Source organism: Methylobacillus gramineus (genome assembly GCF_020532675.1).
Classification (GTDB): Bacteria; Pseudomonadota; Gammaproteobacteria; order Burkholderiales; family Methylophilaceae; genus Methylobacillus; species Methylobacillus gramineus.
This window is the reverse complement of record NZ_JAJAVE010000003.1, coordinates 449,062-473,919: the sequence shown is the minus strand read 5'-3', so window position 1 is coordinate 473,919 and position 24,858 is coordinate 449,062. Positions and strand designations below refer to the sequence as shown.

The following is a 24,858-nucleotide window of genomic DNA, read 5'->3' as shown; positions in this document are numbered from 1 at the left end:
ACGCAGTCTGTGCTGCCCATGATGGAGTACACAGAACAGACCGTGGATTTGCTACTGGACACTGCCAGCGAGAACCAATGCGCCATATCAATTTGGCTACATAGCAACCCGCATAAGCTCCTTATCCTGATTCAGGAACCATAGTAGGGCTGCAGGATAGCGGGTAAACAATTTGTGATCGTAGCCCCTATGGGCGGCGAGAATTTCATAGAGCTTGACCCCCGTAGCCTTGGGCGAATGCTCCATGAAGATCATGGCCACCCGGTAGTCATCGCCGACTCCCAGCTCCTGATTGATGTCAGGTAAGGTGGCCGTGTCAGTCAAACTCAAGCTCAGGGTGACATGGCGCAAATCGACAATCAGTTTCCGGGTATGTCTGGCTTCCATCTCGGCCATGATAGACAGGATCATGCCCCGGTATTCACGCAACACCATGATGCCAGACATCGTCAAGCGGCTGACATGGTGTTCCTTCAAGTAGTCAATCTCGAATCGCATTTTAGATTCCCGCAGACTTACATCGTCCCGATCACGTTAACGAAGAAGCCACGACTGCGATACGACAGGTTGGTCAGGTCATCCGAGTAATTGGTGAAGTTATAACCCACACCTGCTTTGACGCCTTCTGCCATGTGCCTGTACACCGCCAGCAATGCACCTGCACGGGAATCTTTGGCCTCGGTCGCACGCAGGTTACGCAGTTCGACCACGGCATCCCATTCCTTCACGAAGTGCCAATCAGCCCGCAGGATCATCAGGTCAGCCCGACTGGAAAACCACTGCCCATCGACCTTGCTGTCTTTCAACTCACCAATGCGGAAAGCATATTTGGCACCCAGGGACAACCATGGCTTGACGTCATAGATGGTGTCAATCGACAACACCTGGCTGCGCTGCGCGTAATCTGCAGTGAAGCCCGAAGGTGACACTTGTCCAGGGGACGGCAAGTTATAGAAGTTGGTGTACTTGAACAAGGTATTCCAGCGGTCATTGTCAATCGGTCGGTAAGCAGCACCTGTCACGATTTCATGGTAATCACCATCGTAAAACGCGCCACGGCTGTTGTTGGAAACTGACCAGTTCAACTTGCCCAGCAAACGCCATTCTGGCGTGGCCTGGTGGCCGAAGGTATTGCGGATGAGCCAGGTATCGCGGTCACCCGTGATATTGCTGGTTTCATCCCGGAATTCCAGGTTGCCGCTGTACTTGGTGTTGTCGCGCTTGTAGGCCAGCGAGAAGCTCACGGCCTTGCGCTTGATGTCGCCCGACAATGGATGCGATACCTTGCCTGCCTCACCCTTGACACCAAAGTTCCAAAAATCATTGGCGGCATAATCCAGACCAAAGGCATTGACCAGGCTTTGCACGCCAGAACCATCCATGGTACGGGTTTCGCCAAACACACGCATTTCATCGGTCACGCGGTACGACGTCCCCGTCACCCAACTGCCCTGGCGACCACGCCAGGCATTGTCTGGCCGCTCATTCTCCACCAGATAGTTACTGTAAGCGTTGCTGCGGTCAGACAGGCGGTAATCCGCGCCTAGCTTCACGCCTGGGCCAAGATTGCCCTGTGAACCTTCAGCTACCAGCTTGAGGCGATCATTGATTCTCCAGCTCATGCCCAGCCCGGCGCGATTGTTATCCTCGCGCTCACCATCGCGGGCCACCGTGCCCTGCAGATAGCCATAGGTACTCCAGTCTTTCTTCGGCAAAGGCTCGCCGTCCTGCACTTCGGCATCGCGATCCACCGGGGTGTAATCCATCCGTACCTGCACATCGGTACGGTTGCCGTTGCGCGAGAGCAGGCTGCTGGCATTGGTTACATGCACATTGCGATCGTCCTGGCGCACCGCCACACCGGCCTGCCATTCTGGGTTTAGCTGCTGGCGGACACCAAGCTCAATGGCCTGGCTGTCTATCGTATCCGCTTTTCGCACATCGCCCTTGGCATCAACAAAGGTGTTGTCTGCCACCTGCACGTTAGCCTTGATGCCATGCTGGTCAACCGCTTCACCCGTAGTGGTGATCTGGCCAGGTCCGGAGAAGCCTCGTTCGCGGTTCTGTACGTATGCTGTCACTTTCCCCTTAGCCTTGTCGGTCACATCGGCCAGATCGACCGATCCCTCTACACGGTAAGCTTTGGCTGGCTCGCCACTGGTGGTAAGGCCATTGAAGGCGAAACCACCATCTAGCGAGGTCTGTGCACCAGCCCCCGCGCCTTCTGAATGGGCGGCTTCCAGCTTGATGAAGGTACCCGGTGTATAGCGTACCGTTGCATCCAGGCCATTAAGCTTCTGTTCAAGCATGCCCTGACCCTGCTTGAAGCCGGTAATACCGATTTGCAGATAATCATTCACCCAGTGCGAGACACGCCCACCGGTGGAGAAATTGTCCACGCGGGTAAGGCCTGGCACATATTCATAGTTCGCCACCAGGTAAAGCTCATTGCCGTTGATGGAGGCAGTGCTGATCATGCTGGGCGCAGCGCCGGTGGAGTTCAACGCCTCGCGCAGGGTGAGTCGGCCTTGCAGGTAATTGATTTCATAATCCTGCGCCGGAGTCAGCAGCTTGCGCTCGACCACCAGGCCAGAATCGCGGTCGCGTATTTCCACCCAGATACGCTCGGAACCCATGGTCAAGGCCTGGTTGCGCAAGTAATAGAGCGAACCGCCGGTGCCACGGAACTCGTCACGCGCGCCCAGCGTACCAGGGTCGGCGGCAAAGGCATCGGCCACCGTGGCTTTCTCGCCGTACTTGGTGGTATTGTCGGAACGATACTTGGCATTGGCACCATAGAGGCCGCGCGAGTATTGCAATAGCTCGGTACCGCTCCATGAGGTCTTGAAATTACCCCACATCACGTGCGAATCACCGCGTGCCAGCTTCACGTAGAACTTGCCCTGGGTTGGCGCATCGTCCACAGTAGTACTGTCATCACCATAGACCGGGTAATACAGGTCGGGATTGATGTTGCGCAACAGGTAGCGCGGGTCCTTGGACGAGAAGTTGGAGAACAGGTGTTCCAGTGGCTGCTCGCGCGTATCCGCTGCTGCGGTCAGCAAGTACTCACCCTTGACCTTACCCTTGACGTAAAAGGCACCACGTCCATCAATATGGCTGGAGCCATCGTAATGCTGGGTATCGCCTGTAACCAATTGTGCCGGGCCACGTACGTTGTTCTTGCCCGCAGTGATGTCGCCAACGGCGATATAGAACCAGTCGTCATCGGCGATATTGAGGTTGCGGCGGAAGCTGGTAAATTCGCCATCAGCTTCCACCAGCTTGACCTCAACACTATTCGGCCCTGGCGGCATGATCTGCTTGATGGCAAAGCGGCCATTGGCATCCACAGGCACATTGAGGCCAAGCGTTTCGATACGCTGGCCCGGCTGGATGAAGCGGCCATTGACCGTCACCGTGCCGCCCTTGACCGGAATATTGCGCAGGCTCAGGCTGTTTTCCCCATAGCCAATCAGCTCCTCTTTGCCAGGTTGCAGATCGTTCTCGATGCGCGGTGTGGCATGGGAGAGAATTTCCAGCGGCTTGAGCACGGTTTCATCATATCGATCCTGCGCATCATAGACGCGCAGCAGGTACATCACCTGCTCAGTCGCCTCCACCTTGGCCTGCCACTTGGTCACGCCATTCCAGTCCACCGGCAATACTGCCAGCGGATTTTCCTGTGTTTGCTGACCCGGCATGAACACGCGGATCTCTGCGTGCTTGATCCAGGGCAGGTAGTTGGCCCAGGTACGGAATTGCGCTTCCTCGCCTCGCACCACGCCACGCGTGGTATTCCAGACATTCATCTGTGGCAGGGTAGACAGGTTGTCATACCTTACCTGGATATCGGCTTTTTCCAGCGCCACGTCGGTACAGCGTTGGCGGTCCGCTTCCAGCGCACCTTCTTCCAGGCTCACCGGTTCGCCATCAATGCTGATACGGAAAGGTGCATCAGACTTGGCAATCGTCGTCGCCTCGCAGGCACTGCGTACAGGTGGCACGACAGCCACTGGCGCTGCCGGGATGACCTCCTGCTCGTCAAACCAGATACGAATGATCACGCGGCGGTTTTGCGCCATGCCTGTTGGGTTGTCATTGCTCGCCAGCGGCTGGCCCTCGCCATAACCGCTGATGCTGAACTGCTTGTCCTCCAGTCCCAGTTTCTGCTTGAGGAATGCCGCCACCGAAAGTGAGCGTGCCTCGGACAAGCCCTGGTTATCGACAAAAATCTTCTTGGCATTCGGCGACAAGCGCTGGCTATCCGTATGCCCGGCGATATCAATGCGCACATTGCGCTTGCCCTGCAATTGCGCAGCCAGTTGCTCCAGCTCGGCAATGGAGCTGCTGGTGAGATCGGCCTTGCCGGACTCAAACTGCGCAGCGCCATTGTTCTCCACCAGCCGCGTGAACACTTGTGGCTCAACCTGCGGCACATGCATCGCCGCGGCCCGCATGCGCTCCAGTGCACTGCTGCTAATGCCGGAAGGCAATGGATAACTGGTCGGCCCCTGCCGTTCGGCAGGGGCTGGCATACCATGCAAATCCACGCGGCCATGGTCGATGCGTTTGCCGGTTTCCTGCACGAAATCAGACGCTGACCTGTCACGTGTCGGCAGCATGTCTGCTGCATAACTGCGATCACTGATCAGCAAGGATTCCGCATACGCCCCACCGCTCATCATCACGCTGATAGCGATAGCAATTGCTCGCTTCTTCATCATGGCTTGTCCTCCACTGCTGTCTCGATGATCAGCGGGAAGGCTGCTTCATCCTTATTATTGTGATGCGTATCTTTCCAGAGTTTGCGCGCAGCCTTGGCTACACTATCCAGCCGCTTCTTGGCAAGGTGCTCTCCGCCACCGCCCGGATCGTAGGCAATGCGTAATACCGATGGACGGCCATCCAGTTGCTTCACCATGTCGGCGAATGCCTGCTGCCACTGCGGCTTCAACTCATTGGCTTCCGGCTCAAATGCGCTATCGTTGACATCCAAGCGGACAACGCGATGCACGGTGGCGCCAAAGTTGAGCTTGACCATTTTTCCTCGGGTGACACGGACGTCACGCGGATTCTCCGTAGTGACGCGATACCCTGATGGCAACGTGCGCTCATCCAGCTTCATGACAAAGTTGGCCCCCCTATCCATATTGGGGATGTCGGCACACGTCACATGGAAGCGCCCTTCGGCATCGGTGGTGACCAGCAAGCCGCGTGCAGTGACTACCCGCACATTGGCAATGCCGGGCTCACCTTGGTCCTGATAGCCATTGGCATTCTTGTCATCGAAGACCTTGCCGATGATGTCGGAACAATCGAAGGTCGGATCTGGCGTGACCTTTACCGTTGCGGAGCCGATGTTGGAGAGAATCCCGCCACTGTTTTGAGCCCAGGCCTGATTGATGTATTGGCCCTCGCCCACACCAGTACCCACTACCAGGATCAGCTTGTATGTCTTGGTTTCACCAGACGTAAAGCTTTGATTCTTCCAGGTGATATCGCGTCCATTCACTTCTGGCTCGATGCGCACGCCATTGGCGGATGCGGAGCCACTGCGATACTTGAAGCCAGGAGGCAAGCGATCCATGACATCAGTGCTGGCAATATCAATCGTACTGGTGGCAGTAATGGTGTAAGGCACCAGGTCACCACGCACGACATTCACCAATGGCGTGATTTTCACAATGCGGATCAGGCCACTGCTGCCAGGATCCAGCGGAATATGGTTATTGATCAGGTTGGCAGAGCCACCATTCAGGTTGAAGCTGAAGTAATGCCTGGTCGCGGCAGCCGCCAAGCTACCACTGCCATTGGCAAACGAGCCATCCGCCGTCGTGACAGCACAAGCTGTCGGGTCATGGGGCTGGATCGTCACGCCTGGTGCGACATCATTTTGCTGCACCAGCGCAGGGTCTGGCGTACCAGCGACCTGCAAGGTTGCGTTACATGCCGGGATAATCGTGGATGGCTGGTTCAGGTATCCATTTGGATAGCTGGTGATGGACAAGGTATACACACCCGCTGGCGAGCCAGGGTTCAGCAGGAACTGGTAAGCGCCATCATCCCCTGTCGTCTGCGATGCATTGCCGCTCACCACATGGGTAGCCGGGTTGAAACCCGCAGGGCCACTGATGGTGACGACTGCACCACGCACCGGCAGGCGCGTCACTGCATCATAAACGACACCGGCAGGGTCAAGCGGCAAGCTATGCTCGGTGACATTGTCACCTGCCAGCAGGGTGATCCCACCCAGACCACCTTCGGTCCTGATCGCGCCCTTGGGGTTGGCTGTTGCATTAATGGTTTCATCGCTAAATGGCAAGCCACGCTCGTTGGGGCGCGCCTGCCCCCACAACAAGTTACCTACCGGGTCGCGGAAGAGAATCTGGTAACCAGACCCAGGCTGCAAGCCGGTAAAGCTATAGGCACCAGCACTATTGGTGGTGGTTTCTGCAACCTTGTCACCATTCCGTAACAACTCGACCGTCCAGCCAGCTTTAGGCTGATCAGCCGCATTGGGACTACCACTATTAAACTTGCGGTCATGATCACCATCGAGCCAGACATGGCCGCTGATGCTGGCCGTACCGCTTGCCGTGGCAATTTCACCGAAGTTGTAGCCAGTACCACTGGCAATCAACACTACATTGAAACTATCGGTACCGGCATTCAGGATAGTGCCTGCTACATGTCCAACCGCACCCTGGCTACCCACCTGATCCTTGCCATCGTTATAGCCAGCTGGCTGGGTTTGGGTAATGGTATAGCCAACTCCATTGGAATGCGGCAAGCTGGTAAAGATGTAACGACCATCTGCATCTGTCGTCACCACGCAGCTTGGCAATGCGCTGCCGCCATTCTGCGTGCGGATATTCTGCAACACGGTACAAATATCTTCTCCAGCAGCTGTCGTGCCTGACAGCGTGATGGTCACACCACCAATGCCAGCCTCGATATTGCCCGCGCTGCGGTTGAATATCCCATTATCATTGCTATCCACGAATACATTGCCTGACAAGGACAGGTTATTCGGCGCAGAGGTATTCAGCGTCGTGGCTTCGCTCTCGCTGTTATTGCTATTGTTGTTGTCGTTCTCGTTCGCCATCACCGTTGCGATGCTGTTGTACACATCTCCGGAAGATGGAGGAGCACTTAACATCCGCACAGTCAGATACCGGTTACGACTTGCCGCATTGGCAAATTCAGCCTCTGCACCAGTGTAGGTACATGTCACAGTCAGCGTGCTGGGGCCGGTGACCGTACTGCCAATATTGTTACAAATGCTATTGCCCAGATTTCCGCCCATGATGGCACTATCGCCAAGGAAACGAATGGTCTTGCCCGCTGGCGGCGTAATGGCATAGGTGAACTTGACGCCTGTTGCCACAGACGGCCCATTGTTTACCGCATTGATGGTGTAAATCACATCATTTTGTGGATTGTCGCCATTGTTGGCAGAGTCATAGCCCAGGGGATCCACGTTGTCGATATTGTTCACCAACAAATCCACTGCCGCAGCCTGAATGGTCAGGGTTGCACTTTGGCTATTGTTGCCGCCATCAGTACCATTGACGTTTTCAGGAGTAGTAGTCGTGATGCGGGCAGTGTTGTTGACGACCCAGTTTTGTCCTTCTTGTTGCCCGGTCTTCCAGTTCGGGCGCACCAGCACCTCTATCGTGCGCTGCTCGCCGTTGTTCAGGTTGCCGCCCTGGCAAGACAAGACTGGATTGGAACCAGGGCCATAATTCTGGCCGACCACCAGCCCGCTACACACCGGCGCACCTGAAGTCCAGCCAATCGGCGTAATACGCAATACGGTAAAACCAGGATCGCTGGATCCAATGGAGAAGGTATCGCTTACCAGTACATTGGCTGCTGTGGAAGGTCCGTTATTACGGAAGGTCAATACATAACTGACATCAGTGCCTGCACGCGCATTATTCGGCGTCACAATCTTGGAGGACATTTGCACATCAGCAATAGGGTCGATGATGACATCGACACCAGCCGTATTGTTGCTGGTATTGGTATCCCCTTGCGTCGTAGAAGACGCTGTGGCTGTATTACGATGGTTACCCGCATTGAATGGGCGGCTGACCGGAATGACAAACCTCGCCACATCGCCCTGCTTCAGCACGCCTGCACTCTGGGTACACTGCAGCACGGAAGTATCCACAATGACGCAGGTAAAAGTGGCATCCGAGCCATTCGTGTTGCTGACTGTGGCAATGGTATTGAGGTTAGCCACAGAAGTGTCTGCACGCCATCCAGGAATGGGATCCCTGACCACAATATCTACCGCATCCACAGCACTGTTGTTACGCACTTCGAGGGTATATGTCAGAGTGGATTCATTGAACTCCAGCCTGGTGGCCTCACCACCGACTGTTGTGGCTGTTTTTGTGATGGCGAGGTCAACGGAATTAGCGGGAGCTGTCACATTCACGGAAGCCACCAATGGAGCTACAGGAAAGCAGGTGCTGACACCTGAAGCACAAGACACCGCCGCCTGATTGCTCGTCGTGCCGCTGGCCTTTGCACGCGTCACGATCACCAGATCACGGCTCACGCCCCCAACAGCAAGTGCTGGAGCATAGGTACAAGATACGCTAGAGACTGTACTGTCCAGGGCTGGGCTGGCTCCTGGCACAGTATTGCCGCACTCCCATGCGCCACTGTTGGTCTCATAGCGGACGAACTCTTCATTGGCAGGCGTCTGGAGCGTATCTGTCGCGATGATCGTATTGGCCGCGGTTGCCACTGGGCCATCATTCGTCACGCGGATGACGTTCCTGATCAATGCTCCTTGTGCGACGACAGAACCTGGATCCCGCTGCTTGCTGATACGCAGTACAGATCCGTTGGGGCCAACCTTCACATTGACAGTCGATTGATTATTCGAGGTATCGGGATCTGGTATCGTGGCACCAGTTGCAGCAATCGTTGCTGTTGCTGGAATATCCGCTGTGATCGCTGTATTTTCTATCGGTGCCTTGGCAATGATGCTCAAGGTACTGGATGCACCCACCGCATAACTGCCTGAGTAAAGGCATGTCACCAGTCCTGACGCCTCACTGCAACTCCAATTTGCAGGCTGTGTGGATGATACAAAAGTAAATCCTGCTGGCAGCGCATGCGTGACCGTTACACCACCGCTAGCTGGGCTCGGACCTCCATTGCGGGTCTGCAAGGTAAATGTGACATTCTGCTCAGATATCGCAAGCACGGTATTGGCGGTCTGGGTAATCTGTAAATCCGCGCCAGCACTGATGGTGATAGGCGGATTGGCGGCCAACTGATTGTTGTTGAGATCAGGATCGGCGGTGGAAGAAGATATGCGTGGCGTGATCATGACGTTACCTGAAGAGACGTCAACCACCTTGGTCACCAGGTTCAACCCACTGAACGTCGCACCCGATGTCATGCCAGCAGTGTTACGACAAGTCACTACCTGGCCGCTGGCCGTACAATTATTGAAGCCACCACCACTCCCGGAGACAAATTGCAGCGAAGACGGCAAGGTCACCGTCACCATGGGATTCACAGCATCATTCGGGCCGACATTGCCGCCGTCTATACTCCAGGTCAGGTTGCCACCGCCCACCACAGGGTTAGGTGATCCCGTGACAGAAGTGATCTGGACATCCGCACCGTTATTGATGGTCGTATTCTGGGTAGACGTGTTATTGCTGGTACTACTGCCTGAGCTCTCATTGGTCGCCGAGATATTGGCAGTCAATACAATAGTGTTGGGTGTGGATACACCTGTTGCCACCTGCAGGACGATATCCGCAGAGCCAGAGGCAGGGAAATTGCCTGTGTAGCTACACTCCATGTCACTACCGTTGAGTACACAGTTACCACCTGCCATGATGGCGCTCGGCATCGTCACCCCATGCGCAGGGGGAAAACTCATCTTGACGACCACCCCAGTGGCAGGGTCACTGCCATTGTTATTGACCTGGATGTTGTACCGGACAACCGCACCGCGTGGCGATGGGTCATAAGCTGAATCATCAATGCTGGACACCAGCACATCCACGTCAGCCAATGCTGGCAATGCCATCATTGCCAAGACAACGAATAGGCCTTTCTGTAGAAGTATCCCTGTTCGCGTCACGCCAGGCTGTGCCATCAAAGAACCAGGCTTCTTCAGCCAATGCTGTAGGTCATGCCATATGGTCGCGACAAAAGACATGCGCGCAACACGTCCCCATTTTTTATTGATATGCACAAACATCTCCCAAACTTCACTGGCTGAAATTGTTGCCTCGGCATCCTGGCTGGACGCTCTATAGGCTGGGGAGGAATTTATCGATAAGCACCACGGGATTCATTAACAGTTACTCACACATACTCACAAAAAATGCGTGTCAAACTGTGAGAGCTCTGCAAGAACAAGAGACAAGATGAGCGTAAACCCTGACTGGAACAGGGATTGGAGAGGCAGCACTGATACTCAGGGCGGATAGGGTGACTCACACTCTATCAATAGGATTAGTACTATATGACTAATGCAGGCTCGCGAGACCCAAGCCTGAAAGGAGAAAATCAGGAAAAAATACAGTGATCAGTGAAAGAAAAACCAAATCCTGGCAAAGCCTTGATTGGCAGCAACTCACCGGTAATTGCCTTGCCTTTACGCCGTAAACGGGAAATGATCACTTCCACACGGTGAAAATCAAAATCATCAATATCTCCGCCAAATGCATGAATAATATGAGATTTTGGTACTGGCTCTCCGCACTTCTCCACCAACCGACTGAGAAAGGTATATTCCTTGGGAGTGAGCGGAATGGAAAGGCCATCGGGAGAAATCAAGGTCCAATGCACCTTGCTGAGTTTCCAGCTCAGCTTTGTTGATTGCGGTGCGGGCAAGGACAGCACTTCATTGGTTTCACGCGTTGCCAATCGACGCGACAATGACAGCAAGACTGAAGCCAGCTCCTTCAGGTCCACAGGCTTGACCATATAGGCATCGGCACCATCATTCAGGCCCTGCAGGCGATCATCCAGATTGCCGCGCGCCGTTAGCATGACAATCCCCATATTGCCTGATGCCCTCAAGTGCCTGAGGATGGAAAGCCCATCTTCACCAGGCAATCCGATATCCAGGACTGCGATATCGTATTTCTTGTTGACCAGCTCGCGGTACAAGCCCGCAGCATCAGGCACACCGGTGGTATCAATACCCAAGGCACGTAATCCCAGCTCGGTTTCTTCCCTGAGGTCGAAATCATCCTCGACCAGAATGATGCGTAAATCCGTAGAAATATTCAATTTAAGTATAGAATCCACCAAAACCTATATGCCCAATTATTAACACGACACGCACGCCTTTGCTAATCTCATTTTTCCGCATTGTTTTATTTATCTGCCTATTGTGCACCCAGCATGCCTATGCGCTGCAGGTGCCAAACAAAATGCAGGACGGTATTGCGCTTGATAAAATGCATGCAGTCTCCTACCTGCGAGATCCCAGCGCAACATTATCACTGCAAGACATCATAGCGCAGGATAAAGCGGGGCAATTTACTGCCATGCCCTACAACTGGAATGCAGGATATACCAAAGATGCCATCTGGATGAAATTTACCTTGGCGTTCTCACGCCCGGCAAGCACTGAGTATTGGCTGGAAATCTCTCCGGCAATTCTTGATGATATCCAGCTATTTATACCGCAAGCCGATGGCAGTTTTGCCAACATGCACTTAGGTGATCATCAACCAGTAGCAGTTCGACCAATTTTACATCGCAATTTTATTTTCCCCTTATACCCCACTACTGACATAGCACAAACCTATTATGTGCGGCTGAAATCCACCAATGTCATTAACTTTCACGCCACTGTGTGGGAGCCACGAAATTTCATTAGTAGCCATGACCGCTCAGATACATTGATTGGTGCTTATTATGGAGTGCGTTTATTCTTGGCATTCTTTGCCCTCATCCTCTGGGTATGGTTGCGCCACAAGATTTTCATTCTGTATTCACTCTATCAATCCATCACCAGCATGATGCAGGCATACCTGGCAGGTACCGCCCAGATATCTTTTGAGTTGGCACCTTTGCTGGCAGATGCCGTCCAGAAGTCTTTGAATTTCTTGTTCATGGCCATAGTCCTGCTTTTTTACAGCGGATTATTTCAGTTGGAGCAACACCATCCCAGGCTGATGAAAATTATTTATCTCCTGATTGGCTTTGAGCTGGTGATGTTTGTCGGCGTCATCACAGGTCTATGCCCATTTTCTGGATTGGCCATCAATGGTTCGGCGTTACTAGGGCTAGCCCTATTATTTTTTGCCAGCATCAAATTGTTACTGGCCAAGCACTATGACAAGCTTTTATTCATACTCGCCATCTGGTTCGGCTTCCTGCCATTAATGCCCGCCATGTTTCACAACATTGGTGTGCCACTCGGCCCACAAAACACCGTGATGGACAATATGATCTTATGGCCATTGTTGTCGTTGATATTAACTACACTAGGACTAGTTTATGTGGCCAAGCATGAGGCAGAAAAAAAGCTTCATGCAAAAGATATGGCCTTGGAATTGTCCAAAGAAAATCAAAGGCTATTAGACCTGCGCGTTGAAGAACGTACCAAAGAATTGGCGCATGCAAATGAGGAACTCAACAAAGAAATCAGTGAAAGGCAAGCATTACAAAGTGTGCTTGAAGTGACGCTCGCAAGAAAAAAAGAATTGATGGCCGCACAAAGGGAGTTCTTTGCCATGGCATCCCATGAATTCCGCACGCCGCTGGCAATTATCGACACCACCTCTCAGCGCTTGTCATTACTAAAGCCCGATACCCCTACTACAGAAACCATGGCCATCCTTGATGCGGCCATGAAAAAGATCCGCCGCGCGACCCAACGCATGAGTCGCATGATTGACAATTTCCTCACCATCGACAAACTGGATTCGCTGGGATCAGACCAGGTTAATCAGCAGGAAATATGTGATCTCGGGCAACTGGTACAAATCACTGTGGATCACTATCAGGAACTCAGTTACCGTCGTATAGAAACCGAACTATCAGACACCACAGCCCATGTACGCTGCGATCAATACCTGATCAATCTGGTGATCTCCAACCTCATCGATAATGCACTTAAATACTCCCCAGCCGACAGCCCCGTGATTGCGCGAGTATTCCATGGTCACCACTTCTGTCATCTGGAGATTGAGGATTTTGGCGCAGGTATTGCAGCCGATCAGCAAGAAAGAATTTTCGATAAATATACCCGCCTCGACTCAACTGCGACTGTGAGCGGCACCGGACTTGGCCTGCATGTGGCTCGCATGATCGCGGAAAAACATGGCGGTTTACTAAGTGTGCGCAGTGAAGCTGGATTTGGCACTTGCTTCAGGCTGACTCTGCCACGCATTACGCCTGCAAGCTGAACATCTCAAGATGCCATAGCGGCATGATGTTCCATAACATCCATCACGCGTGCATCACACCATATCCATTCCAGACCCACTTCGTTACTGCGGATAGTCTTGCCGTGCTTGGAAACACAATAATCACCGACCACTATCTGCTCATCAAACTCCACAGCCTCCCTGACGCGTGTATGTTCAAACAGGATGCTACGCGTTAACTTCACATCTTCATGTATATAACACCCATGCCCGATCCATGTAGGCCCGACAATCTGGCATCCCGCCTCTATACAAGTCCCCGAACCAATATAAACGGGGCCTTCGATCTGCGTTCCGCGCCAATCAATATGCGTGTTCAGGCCCACCCATACTCCAGGGCGGATTTCACGTCCTGGCATATGAATTCCCTCCACTTCACCAAGCATGACGCGCTGCATCGCATGCCAATAATCCGCGACCTTGCCGATATCTATCCAGTTAAATGCCTGCGTTATTGCATGAAACGTGACGCCACTTTCTACCAGCAATGGAAACAAATCTGCGCCAATATCAAAAATCTGCCCCTCCGGTATGAGATTTAACGCTTCCGGTTCAAATATATAAATACCCGTATTGATTAAATTGGAACGCGCTTCCGCCAGTGATGGTTTTTCTTGAAACGAGATAATCCGGCCATCTTCATCCGCAACGATGACACCATAACTGGAAACCTCTTCCCACGGCATTTCCTTTGCCACCAAGCTGACCATTGCGCCACGGCGTTTGTGCTCCTGTACCGCTGCTGTGATATCAAGATCAATCATAGCGTCACCACACAACACCACCGTGGTTTCATCAAAAAATCCGCCAAAATCCTGGATTTTTCGCATGCCTCCAGCCGAACCCAGGGCAAACGGCACCATTTCATCCTTCTGGATATACCCCTCAAATGAATAGCCAATTTCAACGCCAAAGCGCCGACCATCACCAAAATAATGTTCTATGCGTTGAGGTAAATGACTGAGATTGACCATGATTTGCTTAACACCATGTTTTGCCAGCAACTCAACTAGATATTCCATCACCGGTTTTCCCATAATAGGGATCATGGGTTTGGGGAGCTCATACGTCAGTGGGCGTATACGAGTGCCTTTACCTGCAGCGAGAATCATTGCCTTCATCAATACACCTGATTTTTCTGATTGGATAGATGGCAGACTAATGGAAGCAGATGACACGCACGTGACGATGCAGACCACCTTTGAGCAAGGCGGTACACAATTTCCAGACATAAAAAAACGGCGCCAGAGGCGCCGTTCATATTACGTACTACTTAATCAATTGCTTGATTACAGCTTGTTTCTGCGACGACGAGCAACAGCGCCCAGTGCAGCAAAACCAATCATCAGCATTGCAACGCTGCTTGGCTCAGGTACAGCAGCCACATTGATAGAGCCGCTGTAGATACCACCAGCTACACCACTAGACTTGCCTGCAACGTCAATGTAGTAGTTACCTGCTGCAAGTGCAGCAAAGGAAAACTCACCATTAGATGTTGCGAATGCCAATTGGCTGTTATCACTGCTGCTGAACAAAGAGTAAGTCAGGCTAGTGAAGTTGTACACACTGGTAGAACCGTTGTTCAGAACCAGCTTGTCCAGCGAGAAATTCACGCTGCTTACATCAGCAAGACTGAAATTGAAAGTGTGATTGAATTCTGTATTAGCAGCTACGGTAGTACCGTATGTGTTAATACCAGCATTCAGCTCACCCAGATCTACTACATCAGCTGCATTTGCACCGGAAGCCGCGACTAAGAGCGCCACAGAAACCAGCAGATTTTTGAGAATATTCATACGAACTCCTTTTTATGATTACTATGATGAAAATTCCCCCCGACTGAATTATACCTGCATTACCCAATATCCAAAGAATTAATAATTATTCTTATATAAGTAATCAATCATGATGATTTATAAAACAAAAACGGCACCCTGAGGTGCCGTTTTTGTCATCACATCGAAACAAATCGATGCTAGGGTATTTATTACAATTACAGAGTCTTGCGACGGCGAGCAACAGCGCCCAGAGCAGCAAAACCAACCAGCAGCATTGCTACGCTGCTTGGCTCTGGTACTGGAGTTACATTGATAGCAAAACCGTAAGTACCACCAGCAATACCGGTCGTTGTACCTACAACATTGAATGTATATTGACCAGCAGCCAAACCACTTACATTGAAGGAAGTACCAGCAGCAGCACTTCCAAGCACATCATTTGAAGAGTTAAGAATGCTATAGGTAGCGCCAGCAATATTGAACACATCAAACCCTGGGAACTGTACAACAATGTTGTTCAAAGTTGCACTAACATCAGCTAGTTCAGGCAATGTAAAAATGAAAGAATGGTTAAACTCACCTACAGGCTTAACAGTCGCTGTGTAAGCGTTCAACCCGAGATCAATCTCAGCGATGTCCAGTACAGCAATTTTACCTAAATCTGTATATGTACCAGTTGCAGCATTTGCACTGGAAGCTGCAACTAAGAGCGCCACAGAAACCAGAATAGACTTCAAGAAGTTCATGGTAAATCCCCTAAAATTAATGGTTTAAAAAACATTAAAAGTTATATCAAACACGAGATTCCATTATATTCATTCAGCAAGATTTGTCTTGGGGCCGAATGGACTAATGGTATGGTCTGATTGGACTAACAATGCTCCAAAATAAACACCCCCCATGCAAAAACGGCACCCGAAGGTGCCGTTTTTTTCATTACATCGAAAAATCGATGCTAGGTATTTATTACAATTACAGAGTCTTGCGACGGCGAGCAACAGCACCCAGAGCAGCAAAACCAACCAGCAACATTGCTACGCTGCTTGGCTCTGGAACAGCGGCAATAGTCACGCCTACGCCATACTTACCAGCTTCAGCAAGTGTACCTTTTGCGAAACCAGTAATTTTCAGAGTGTAAGTACCAGCAGTCAGTGTATCAACTGTGAAATTCAGGCCAGAACCAAGTTGATTATCTTCAACATCAAACAAAGATACAGCCAGGTTTTCAATAAACTGGAATTGCTTTTTACCAACCACTACATTCAGAACACCAGCACCGAAGTCCGCAACAGACTCTTGGCCAATAGTGAAGGTAATAGTGTCAAGAAAATCACCTGCAGAAACAGTATATTCCTCATAGGAATCACCATCACTCAGTACACCCCAATTGTAATTTGCAGCATTTGCGCTAGAAGCTGCCGCTATGAACGCAACAGAAACCAACAGGCTTTTCAGAAACTTCATGGTAAATCCCCTAAAAATGGAAGAAAACTTTTGTTATTAAATCTGAGTCCATTATAACGGCAGATCCAAGCTCACGCACCGCCTAACTGGTGTTTTCCCTTAGTCCATTAGGACTAATCGGGTTACATTACAGCTTGAATTTATCCTGGCGGCGGCGATAACCGACAAATCCCATCAAGACCAGGCCAGCAGCCAATAATGCATAGCTAGATGGCTCAGGCACCGCTGTAATAAAAGCACTACGCCCTGGACTGCCTATATCCCCGGCATTCGAGACGTAAGTCCCATGCTGGTCCCCAGGCACAGAAAATACCCATGCCGAAGCATGATTAGCTCCCACGTCACTGAACACTGATGGAACCCCGCTGATGCCAGTAGTTCTTGGGCCGTTACTGGAGCGATCATCATAGGTCAGGCGATCAACCAGGTTAGTACCATTAAACAAGTTGATTTCATCCGCACGGCCAAGGTTGGTGGTGAGCTTGCCTATCACTTTCACATCCGCTGCCAGGTTCCACAAACTACGAAAAACGCTAGCATCCAATTCAGTCAGGATCACAGACTCTCCGGCATTCACGATGCCAAATGCGGCCAGGCTGACTGTGCCTGGGTTGCGGCTGTCATCATCGTAGCTCCAGCTTGAGAAATCCACGGCACCACCACCAAAATTGGTGAATTCAATAAACTCACCACTGCCAGTATTGTCCGTGTTGTACATCCACTCACTGATACGTACGTCAGCCTGGGCTAAAGTACTGATGGAAAATAAGGACAACATCAATAGACCTGTTACTTTTTTCATATTTTTGATTCCTTTTACGTGGGCTTCAATCAGAAATAATTAGAACTGTTACAGTTTGTCCAATCAGGATTAACGGGGGTTGCGGCGGCGATACCCCATCCAACCCATCATGCCTAAACCTCCGAGCAACATGCCCCAGGTGGAAGGTTCTGGCACAGCAGCGGCTAATCTGTACAAACTTGTCGTGCTGGTGCCTTCATTGGCAATGGAAAGGTAGTAATGACCATCATGGAAATATCCCTTTATTCCTTCGGGAGCCAGATCGCCGTCTGTCACTATCATGTCGAGGTAACTGACATTGGTCGGATCGGTAATGTCGTACACCGCGATGGCAGACTTCAATGTGCGCTCAAGCCCAATAAACGCTATCGTGCGGCCATTGATCTCTAACAACTCAACGCCTTCAGGCTCCACGCCTTTATCATCACTTCGTCCGTCATCATAGATACCAAGTGCTATCGCCTTGGCATCCAGCTGGTTACCACTATCGAATACCAAATTGCCATCCTGGTCACGAATAGAGAACGAACGGGCACCGAATGTCACGACATCACCAGGCTTGGTATCAGGACTAGCAATATTGAGGCGACTGGCGTCCCCCGCACCACCGAGGCGCTTCTTGTCTGCTTCATCTTCACGCGTATCACCTTCATTGGCTAATACCAGATAGGTCAAGCCTTTGGACTCATAGGCAGCAATCCCATCAGGTTGATACAGGCCACGAGCAGCGACAGGGCGCAGCTCTATCTTGCCGTCACGGTCAGAAGGGTCAATATAGTTTCCTGGCTGGCTGAAATCCTTGCTACCAAGACCAATGACTTGCTCAGCCTGATGCGTATTGAGGTTGATCACTCCCAGTCCATTGGCTTCCTGCAAGGAGACAAAAGCCTTGCTACCATCTTTGCTCACCGCAATGTACTCAGGCTCATAGTCCATACCAGCCACAGATTTTGGGCGCAGATCAGTGCCGGACACGGCTGCATGATTGAAATTCACGGTTGCCGCCACAGCGCGGTTGCTCATATCAATAATGCTGACACTGCCCACTGGGTCATAACCGGAATAATTAGTGGGTGTTCCTTCATTCGCCACCAGCAATTTGCTGCCATCATGGGTAAATGTCAGCATATCGGGCAGAGCGCCAACATTGATGGAGTTCACACCAGCGCTCAGGCTGCGGGTGCTGGTATCAAACAGTTTAACCACACCGGGCTGGGTACGGTCAGTAGTGTTTTCTATCGCAAAAGCAGCCACGCCATTGTGGATTGCCACACTATTAATGCTGCCGTAAATGCTGGTATTGATATGCTGAATCAGGCTGCCATTACTGGCATGCAAAACATCGACCCCGGCAACACCAGCAACCCATAAAGAATTGGTCAAGCTGTCGAAAGCGACAATCTCAGAGGTCTGGCCAGCCACACCGGTACTGGCATGATTATATGTCCACAGCTTTTCAAGCCCACTTAAAGCGCTGGCGGCGGAAGCCATAGCTGGCAGAAAGGCAAGGGTAATTGCAGCAGAAATAATGCGTTTTTTCATTGTTGGTTTCCCTAATTCTTTATCGTCTGATGGATGATCCACTGCCTATGAGCGGCAATAGTGGCGTTATCGGGAAGGATTCTAGGCCGTCAATATGACAAGATCATGTGAAGGTATAGTCCCATCGGACGGGCAAAAAAATACCCCGAAAATTCGGGGTTAATGAGGAGACGGTGAATAATGTTCCAGGCAGAAACCTGCTGGATCAATCATCAAGTTTGATCAGGACTACTGTGTGTTTACGGTGACTTTCTGCTCGTCGATTTTGTCCCTGTAATCCTGCAATATGTTTTCCAGCTCCACGCGTTTCAGCTGAGTAAATGGTTCATCGCGCATGGCCTGCTGATACACACTGGGGCGTTCGTAAATACGGATCAACTGCAGACCAAAATCATACAGCCGGGCATTTTTCTCATTGCTGGCATTGAGTTGTTGCTGTTTTTTCACGAGCAATGCTTGCATCTCCTTACGCTCCACAGCACTCTTGGCATTGAGCTCCCGCTCATCTTCTAGCTTGTGTTGTGTCGCTTCCAGCGTAGCCACGGTGTTGTTCTGCAGACCCTCAAGCTCTGATTTCTGCTTGCGTAATGTTTCCAGCTCATTTTCAAGCTCAGTCCGCTTGCGATTGGCGGATGAAATATTAATCTGCAAACTGACATTTTTCTGCTCCTGCGCCTTGGCTTCTTCCTGCAGCTTGACCTTCTCCTGTTCAAATTGGCTTTGTAATTGATCCTTCTCCGCTTGTACCTGCTGCATCATCTGCCGCATACGGCGTTCTTGCTGCTTGGAAGCTTTATCCTTATCAGCAGCCATTATCGGCAGTGACATAGCGCCAAGCACAAGAATGACACACGCCATGACACCATGCTTTAACCCTGCAATTTTCAACATACACATCATCAGAACCTGGTTGTTATATCAAACTGGAACACATCTATGGCCAGCGGCATGCCAGTGATTTCGCGAGTGCTGAGCCAGCGAGCTGTGAGCCAGGTGTTTTTATCAATGCCGTAATTACCGCCTAGGATAAAGCCCTTGGCATTGGTGCCTCCTAGGTGAAAGTCTGAGTCGGTAAATGAATCCATAACCGCATCAGCTTCCAGCTTTTTATAAGCGCCAAATACCTGCCAATCATTCCTTTCGCGCATTTCCGGCATACCCACAATCAACTTGAGCTGATAAGCCTGGTTTTCTTTTTCATACAGGACATTGGTACGGCGAAATATCTCTTGCTGATCAAAACCAATATTCACTGCATAATCCCCCTGCAAAATCACATGCACCGGGTCAAATGCTGCAAGGTCTAGCTGACCCGTCAGGTTAAGGACCTGAAACTTGGAGGCCAGGCCACAGCCAGTATTGGTGTAAGCATCTAGCGTTGTCCTAATTCCACAAGTACCTACAGTGCTGCCAGAGCGGTTTATATCAAAGGTGTTATTCCCTTTCTGCCGATAAGGCATCACCGTGCCGTTGTAACGCGAGTCGAAGCCATCCATCTGATTTGCAATGCCCTCAACATGCTTGAAGTCATAAAAAGCCAGGCCAAGCTTGGCAGATGACTTGTTGGGGCTGGTCCATTCGATCCCAGCCTGAGCACCGAGAATCCATTTATCCTCGGCTTTATTCAACGCGCCCTTTTGCACCTGATCAATCGGGAAGGCACCTATAGTGCCAAAACCGCTCAGACTATCGTTGAACTTGGGCAAGAATGTCGCAGCGGCACCATCAAAAGCCAGTGATCTGTCCCACACCATATCGGAAGAAAAGAAGGGGTTAGCAAAACGCCCTGCGCTGACTGTCATCCAACTATACGGCTTGGCAGTAATAAACACCCGATCCAACCCCCAATCCAGCTTCGCAGCCCGGATGTCTATGGATTGATTGGGCGACAAAGGGTTATCCATATGCCCACTAGTCATACGGATGCCCGCGCTGAGCCAATCACTGATTTTGGCATTCACACCAAAACGTGCACGTACCCGATATCTATCCTGATCCTGTGTGCTGTTGGGTATCATGACCTGGCGTGATGGATCTGAGCCTAAGGATGCCTCAGAGGCATTACGTTCGGAAAAACGCACTGGCTCATAACGCAAGCGTATATCACCCTCAAACGAAATCCGGTCCAGCCAGCTTGGCAGCTTGAGCCGCTCTTCTTCCACATGGTAATTAAGCTTGGCCATCACGTCTTTTTCAATGTCGGCCCGCAGTTGCTGCTTAACAAATTCAGGCACATATTGCACCCGTACCACACTTCCATCATTAGCCGCACCAGCCAAAGCGGCCCCTGTTGCCAGAGCATGCTCATTGCCCGTTTCCGTTTGCCGGGCATTCTCGGCCTTGCGAATCAGGCCCTCGGCCTTTTCCTTGGAGAGGATACCTTCCTGCACCAAGGCCTCGATCAAGCCCACGGTCGTGCTGCGTAATTGCTCCAGTGACTCACGCTCCCCTGCCACCGCGTGCAACGGAGTGATGATTGCCACCCAGAGTGCCAGCCATGTGATTATCCCTTGTGTCTTATTCATCTATCGTTCTGCCTTTGTTCTCGTCACTGCTTCTTATCGTTGCAACTGAGGGTGTTAATCTGTGAGCGCCTTAACCTGCGCTCTTTGCGGTAATTCTTAATTTCACCGGTTGAGGCATATCGTCAGGTGGTGCCTCAGCAATCCGGGTGATAGCCTGCAAGGCCTTGCGCAGCAAGTCGTCCTTTTTCTGGTCACCGGTGGAAGACTGCAGCTCCAACCTTTCAACGCGCCCGTCCTTGTCCAGCCAGAGTGATACCACCAGCTTGTATTGCTCACGTGCCAGCTCGGGCTGAGTGGCGATGGCCTCTTCAATCTGCCGCTTGATCTTGCCTGTGTACCAGGCATAGGCCGCCAGGCTCTTGTTACCGCCGATTTTCACGCCCACATCGCCACCGCTGTAATCGCTGTTAACCTTGCCAGCACCAAAAGCACTGGGGGCATCGCCAGCATCGCCTTCCATCTTCAGGTTCTGCGGCTCAGGTGGCGCATCCACTGGCTTGGGTTGCTCTACCTTGATTTCCTTCGGCTCTTCCTTGGGTTGCTCTTTTGGCGGCTCCTTGGGCGGGGGAGGAGGTGGCGGCGGTGTATCCGGCAAAATCTTGATGGTAGTGACCGCTGGTTTTTTCGGGCCTGGCTTGCTGGAGATCAGGCTGACAACTCCCCATACCATCGCCCCTAATAGCACTACTCCGAGCAACCATAAAATCGCCCGTTTCCATAGCGCTGTCTTGCCAGGTTCATTGCCATGCTCGGCCTGCCAATCTTTCATATCTGTTGCCATCAAGTGCCTATCCTTGAAGTCACCAGCCCCACATTCTCGATCTGCATCCGTGTCACCAGGTCCACCACGGACACAATGCCGGCATACGGCGCTCGCGCCTCACCCTTGATCATCACGGAGAACTTGGGGTCTCTGGCACGTGCCGCATTGAGCTGGCTTTCCAGCTCAGCCAAGCTCACCCCCATGCCGTTGAGCATGATGGTCCCGGTTTCCTGCACCTGCACGATCTTGACCTCATGCTGCTCGGTGCTGGGTTTATTGGATGGCTTGGGTAGATTCATGGTGAGGCCCTGCACCGAGGCAGTGGTCATCAAAATGAAGATCACCAGCAGCACATAAGCCAGGTCCAGCATCGGCGTGATGTTGATGGAATCGTAGGGTTTGCTGTCGTCTTGTATCTGCATGGTTTATCCCTCTGCCTTCTTGGTGACTAGGCCTACTTCGGTGATGCCCAGCTTCTTGCAGACTTCCAGCACGGCGGAGACTTTTTCGTAATGCGCGGCGGCATCGCCCTTCAGCACAACCGGCAGGTCAGGATTATTGGATTTATATTCCCCCAGGCGCTGCTCCAGCATGGCCATATCCACCGGATACGCATCCAGGTAGACATCCCCTTCACTGGTGATGGTGATGCCACGGATATCCGGCTTGGCCAGGTTACCCGTAGCCTTGGTCTGGGGGATCTCTACCTTGACGCCTTGTACCGATGCCGTGGTCATGATGATGAAGATCACCAGCAGCACATAGGCGAGATCAAGCATCGGCGTGATATTGATCTCGTCATAGGGCTGGTTGTCTTCCTTGATATCTGCCATGGTCGCTCCGCTTACTTGCCGTAAAGCTCGGCCACGCGGGTCACGTATTCATCGACGAATATCTGCATGTCGGTATTGATATTCTTGATACGGCTGGAGAGGTAGTTGTAGCCAAACAGCGCAGGAATCGCCACCGCCAGGCCTGCCACCGTTGCCATCAATGCTGCGGCAATCCCAGGCGCAATCGCGTTGACATTCACATCGCCTGCCGCTGCAATTTCTGCAAAAGTGATCATGACCCCGATCACGGTACCCAATAGGCCAAGGAACGGGCCGCCTGAGATGGCAATGGTCAGCAGGACGATATTGGCATTAAGGCTTTTGTTCTCGCGGATCAGGTCTGCATCAATCGCCGCCTTGATCGCATCCATGGAAGCACCACTGAGTGATAACTGCCCATCTGCGGTATAACGTTTGCGGATTTCACGCAGACCTGCCATATATAGCCGTGCCAGTGTAGAAGCACCTGTATTGGCTGCTTTATCCAGTTCCAGCAACTGCGCATTGCCGGCTTCGTTGAACAGCTTAAGAAAAATACGATTGGCTTTGTCGATCAGCACCACCTGCCTGGCCTTGGCCACCATCACCACCACACTGATGACAAACATGATGGTCAGGATGACAATCACCACCCAGGCATCCACGGTCAGGCTATGGAACAGCACCATGAAGTGGGATGAACCACCCTCTTCTTCAGCCTCAGCATCGGCAGCCTGAACCTTGAGCAACTGGCTGTCCATACTTTGTCCGGTTGCAGCCAGCTTGATCCAGTCTGCACTACGCGCAGTATTGGCCAGCTCCAGTTCATCCAACTCACCCTGGTAGCCCGCGCCCACCTGCACGGCATCCTGCACATCAGTCAGGGACGCATCACCATTGGCAACAACTGCACCATTGAGGTAAAGCACTGCCTTGCCTGCACCAATGGTCACTGCCACATGCTGCCAAGTAGCGGGCTTGACCTCACCACCAGAGATACTTACATTACCCACCTTCATCTCCAGCTTGCCATCTGCGACTTGAAACGCCACAGGGCCTTGCTGATAGAGGGTAGCCTTACCAGCAGTATTAGCAGGCTTGATCCAGGCAGAATAAGTCAATCCCTGCGCAGCACTCAGTGCTAATGAGGGATTGGCTGCAATACTGATAGCCTGCCCGGCAAAAATGGCGGCTTCACCAATCAATGCAGCTTTTTGTAAAGCAGGTGTGCCGCTAGCCACCAGGCCACCACGGCTATCCTGCAAGAATGTTTTTTCAGCAAAATGGAACACCGCCACCGTAGCGTTATCCCAGTTATCCTGGCTATCAGCCGTTGAGATGGCTGACTCATTCCCTGAGTAGAGCCAGAAATGCGCCCCCTTGTCCGCGGCATCCACCTTGGGCAGCAATACCCAGATCACCGCCAACTCATTAATTGAATCAAATTTTTCGATATGAAACTTGAGTTCAGTCTTGTCATCTGCGGCGATAACGCGCAAGTCTGAACCATCGAGATTGAGCGATGAAAAATCGAAATTGCCAGAGTGCAGGCGCAGCACCACTGGCACCTGCTCCTGTGCAGTTGCTACACCTGCCGCATTCACCGTCACCTTGGCACGGCTGCTCCATGCTTCATCCCAGGCAGCATGCACCAAACCCGGCACCAGAATAAACATCAGCAGTAAACAACACTTTCTTAACATCGGACCGCGCTCCAGGACAAAGCGCGTAATATAGAT

17 protein-coding genes are annotated in these 24,858 nt (G+C 51.7%); 1 reads left to right on the top strand and 16 read right to left on the bottom strand.

The features are described 5' to 3' along the window. Window positions 1-96 precede the first annotated feature (96 nt). From LG201_RS12665 to LG201_RS12650, 4 genes are all read right to left on the bottom strand, one after another. On the bottom strand, window positions 97-498 hold the full coding sequence (locus LG201_RS12665) for a hypothetical protein (RefSeq protein WP_226772568.1): 402 nt from the start codon (window positions 496-498) through the stop codon (window positions 97-99). A 17-nt stretch (window positions 499-515) separates the two neighbouring features. After that, window positions 516-4,727: an OmpA family protein gene (locus LG201_RS12660; protein WP_226772567.1), complete on the bottom strand. Its 4,212-nt coding sequence runs from the start codon at window positions 4,725-4,727 to the stop codon at window positions 516-518. Further along, window positions 4,724-10,237, bottom strand: a complete 5,514-nt coding sequence (locus LG201_RS12655) for an SdrD B-like domain-containing protein (protein ID WP_226772566.1) — start codon at window positions 10,235-10,237, stop codon at window positions 4,724-4,726. Before LG201_RS12655 ends, LG201_RS12660 begins: the two co-directional genes overlap by 4 nt. A 317-nt stretch (window positions 10,238-10,554) precedes the next feature. Further along, window positions 10,555-11,283 carry a response regulator transcription factor gene (locus LG201_RS12650; protein ID WP_226772565.1) on the bottom strand — a complete coding sequence of 243 codons (729 nt, stop codon included), beginning with the start codon at window positions 11,281-11,283 and terminating at the stop codon, window positions 10,555-10,557. 143 nt (window positions 11,284-11,426) lie between these two features. Here LG201_RS12650 and LG201_RS12645 point away from each other — a divergent pair, with 143 nt between their 5' ends. Further along, window positions 11,427-13,412: a sensor histidine kinase gene (locus LG201_RS12645; RefSeq protein ID WP_226772564.1), complete on the top strand. Its 1,986-nt coding sequence runs from the start codon at window positions 11,427-11,429 to the stop codon at window positions 13,410-13,412. A 5-nt stretch (window positions 13,413-13,417) separates the two neighbouring features. Here LG201_RS12645 and LG201_RS12640 read toward each other — a convergent pair whose 3' ends face one another. From LG201_RS12640 to LG201_RS12585, 12 genes are all read right to left on the bottom strand, one after another. Continuing rightward, window positions 13,418-14,554, bottom strand: coding sequence for a sugar phosphate nucleotidyltransferase (locus LG201_RS12640; RefSeq protein ID WP_226772563.1), 1,137 nt, complete (start codon window positions 14,552-14,554; stop codon window positions 13,418-13,420). Window positions 14,555-14,722: 168 nt separating this feature from the next. After that, window positions 14,723-15,229, bottom strand: coding sequence for an FxDxF family PEP-CTERM protein (locus LG201_RS12635; RefSeq protein WP_226772562.1), 507 nt, complete (start codon window positions 15,227-15,229; stop codon window positions 14,723-14,725). Between the two features lie 197 nt (window positions 15,230-15,426). Beyond that, the gene (locus LG201_RS12630; protein WP_226772561.1) at window positions 15,427-15,957 is read right to left on the bottom strand and encodes an FxDxF family PEP-CTERM protein; all 531 of its coding nucleotides are present in this window, start codon (window positions 15,955-15,957) and stop codon (window positions 15,427-15,429) included. Window positions 15,958-16,183: 226 nt separating this feature from the next. Beyond that, entirely contained in the window at window positions 16,184-16,675 is a 492-nt protein-coding gene (locus LG201_RS12625; protein WP_226772560.1) for an FxDxF family PEP-CTERM protein, read from the bottom strand. 127 nt (window positions 16,676-16,802) lie between these two features. Further along, window positions 16,803-17,477 (bottom strand): lamin tail domain-containing protein, encoded by a 675-nt coding sequence (locus tag LG201_RS12620; RefSeq protein ID WP_226772559.1) that lies wholly within the window; start codon window positions 17,475-17,477, stop codon window positions 16,803-16,805. A 69-nt stretch (window positions 17,478-17,546) separates the two neighbouring features. Continuing rightward, window positions 17,547-19,019 (bottom strand): choice-of-anchor I family protein, encoded by a 1,473-nt coding sequence (locus tag LG201_RS12615; protein ID WP_226772558.1) that lies wholly within the window; start codon window positions 19,017-19,019, stop codon window positions 17,547-17,549. 228 nt (window positions 19,020-19,247) lie between these two features. Next, window positions 19,248-19,910, bottom strand: a complete 663-nt coding sequence (locus tag LG201_RS12610) for a hypothetical protein (protein ID WP_226772557.1) — start codon at window positions 19,908-19,910, stop codon at window positions 19,248-19,250. A gap of 8 nt (window positions 19,911-19,918) precedes the next feature. Further along, window positions 19,919-21,544, bottom strand: coding sequence for a putative porin (locus LG201_RS12605; RefSeq protein ID WP_226772556.1), 1,626 nt, complete (start codon window positions 21,542-21,544; stop codon window positions 19,919-19,921). A gap of 70 nt (window positions 21,545-21,614) precedes the next feature. After that, window positions 21,615-22,325: a TonB C-terminal domain-containing protein gene (locus LG201_RS12600; protein WP_226772555.1), complete on the bottom strand. Its 711-nt coding sequence runs from the start codon at window positions 22,323-22,325 to the stop codon at window positions 21,615-21,617. Next, on the bottom strand, window positions 22,325-22,729 hold the full coding sequence (locus tag LG201_RS12595; RefSeq protein WP_226772554.1) for an ExbD/TolR family protein: 405 nt from the start codon (window positions 22,727-22,729) through the stop codon (window positions 22,325-22,327). Before LG201_RS12595 ends, LG201_RS12600 begins: the two co-directional genes overlap by 1 nt. Window positions 22,730-22,732: 3 nt before the next feature. Next, window positions 22,733-23,140 carry an ExbD/TolR family protein gene (locus LG201_RS12590; RefSeq protein WP_226772553.1) on the bottom strand — a complete coding sequence of 136 codons (408 nt, stop codon included), beginning with the start codon at window positions 23,138-23,140 and terminating at the stop codon, window positions 22,733-22,735. Between the two features lie 11 nt (window positions 23,141-23,151). Then, a complete protein-coding gene (locus LG201_RS12585) occupies window positions 23,152-24,822 on the bottom strand; it encodes a DUF2341 domain-containing protein (protein ID WP_226772552.1) in 1,671 nt (556 codons plus the stop codon). Window positions 24,823-24,858 lie beyond the last annotated feature (36 nt).

Coding starts and splice junctions, on each gene's coding strand:
- LG201_RS12595 (WP_226772554.1), bottom strand. CDS start 22,729: ATGCAGATACAAGACGACAGCAAACCCTACGATTCCATCAACATCACG.
- LG201_RS12605 (WP_226772556.1), bottom strand. CDS start 21,544: ATGAATAAGACACAAGGGATAATCACATGGCTGGCACTCTGGGTGGCA.
- LG201_RS12615 (WP_226772558.1), bottom strand. CDS start 19,019: ATGAAAAAACGCATTATTTCTGCTGCAATTACCCTTGCCTTTCTGCCA.
- LG201_RS12610 (WP_226772557.1), bottom strand. CDS start 19,910: ATGTTGAAAATTGCAGGGTTAAAGCATGGTGTCATGGCGTGTGTCATT.
- LG201_RS12630 (WP_226772561.1), bottom strand. CDS start 15,957: ATGAACTTCTTGAAGTCTATTCTGGTTTCTGTGGCGCTCTTAGTTGCA.
- LG201_RS12665 (WP_226772568.1), bottom strand. CDS start 498: ATGCGATTCGAGATTGACTACTTGAAGGAACACCATGTCAGCCGCTTG.
- LG201_RS12600 (WP_226772555.1), bottom strand. CDS start 22,325: ATGGCAACAGATATGAAAGATTGGCAGGCCGAGCATGGCAATGAACCT.
- LG201_RS12585 (WP_226772552.1), bottom strand. CDS start 24,822: ATGTTAAGAAAGTGTTGTTTACTGCTGATGTTTATTCTGGTGCCGGGT.
- LG201_RS12640 (WP_226772563.1), bottom strand. CDS start 14,554: ATGAAGGCAATGATTCTCGCTGCAGGTAAAGGCACTCGTATACGCCCA.
- LG201_RS12660 (WP_226772567.1), bottom strand. CDS start 4,727: ATGATGAAGAAGCGAGCAATTGCTATCGCTATCAGCGTGATGATGAGC.
- LG201_RS12590 (WP_226772553.1), bottom strand. CDS start 23,140: ATGGCAGATATCAAGGAAGACAACCAGCCCTATGACGAGATCAATATC.
- LG201_RS12645 (WP_226772564.1), top strand. CDS start 11,427: ATGCAGGACGGTATTGCGCTTGATAAAATGCATGCAGTCTCCTACCTG.
- LG201_RS12625 (WP_226772560.1), bottom strand. CDS start 16,675: ATGAAGTTTCTGAAAAGCCTGTTGGTTTCTGTTGCGTTCATAGCGGCA.
- LG201_RS12635 (WP_226772562.1), bottom strand. CDS start 15,229: ATGAATATTCTCAAAAATCTGCTGGTTTCTGTGGCGCTCTTAGTCGCG.
- LG201_RS12620 (WP_226772559.1), bottom strand. CDS start 17,477: ATGAAAAAAGTAACAGGTCTATTGATGTTGTCCTTATTTTCCATCAGT.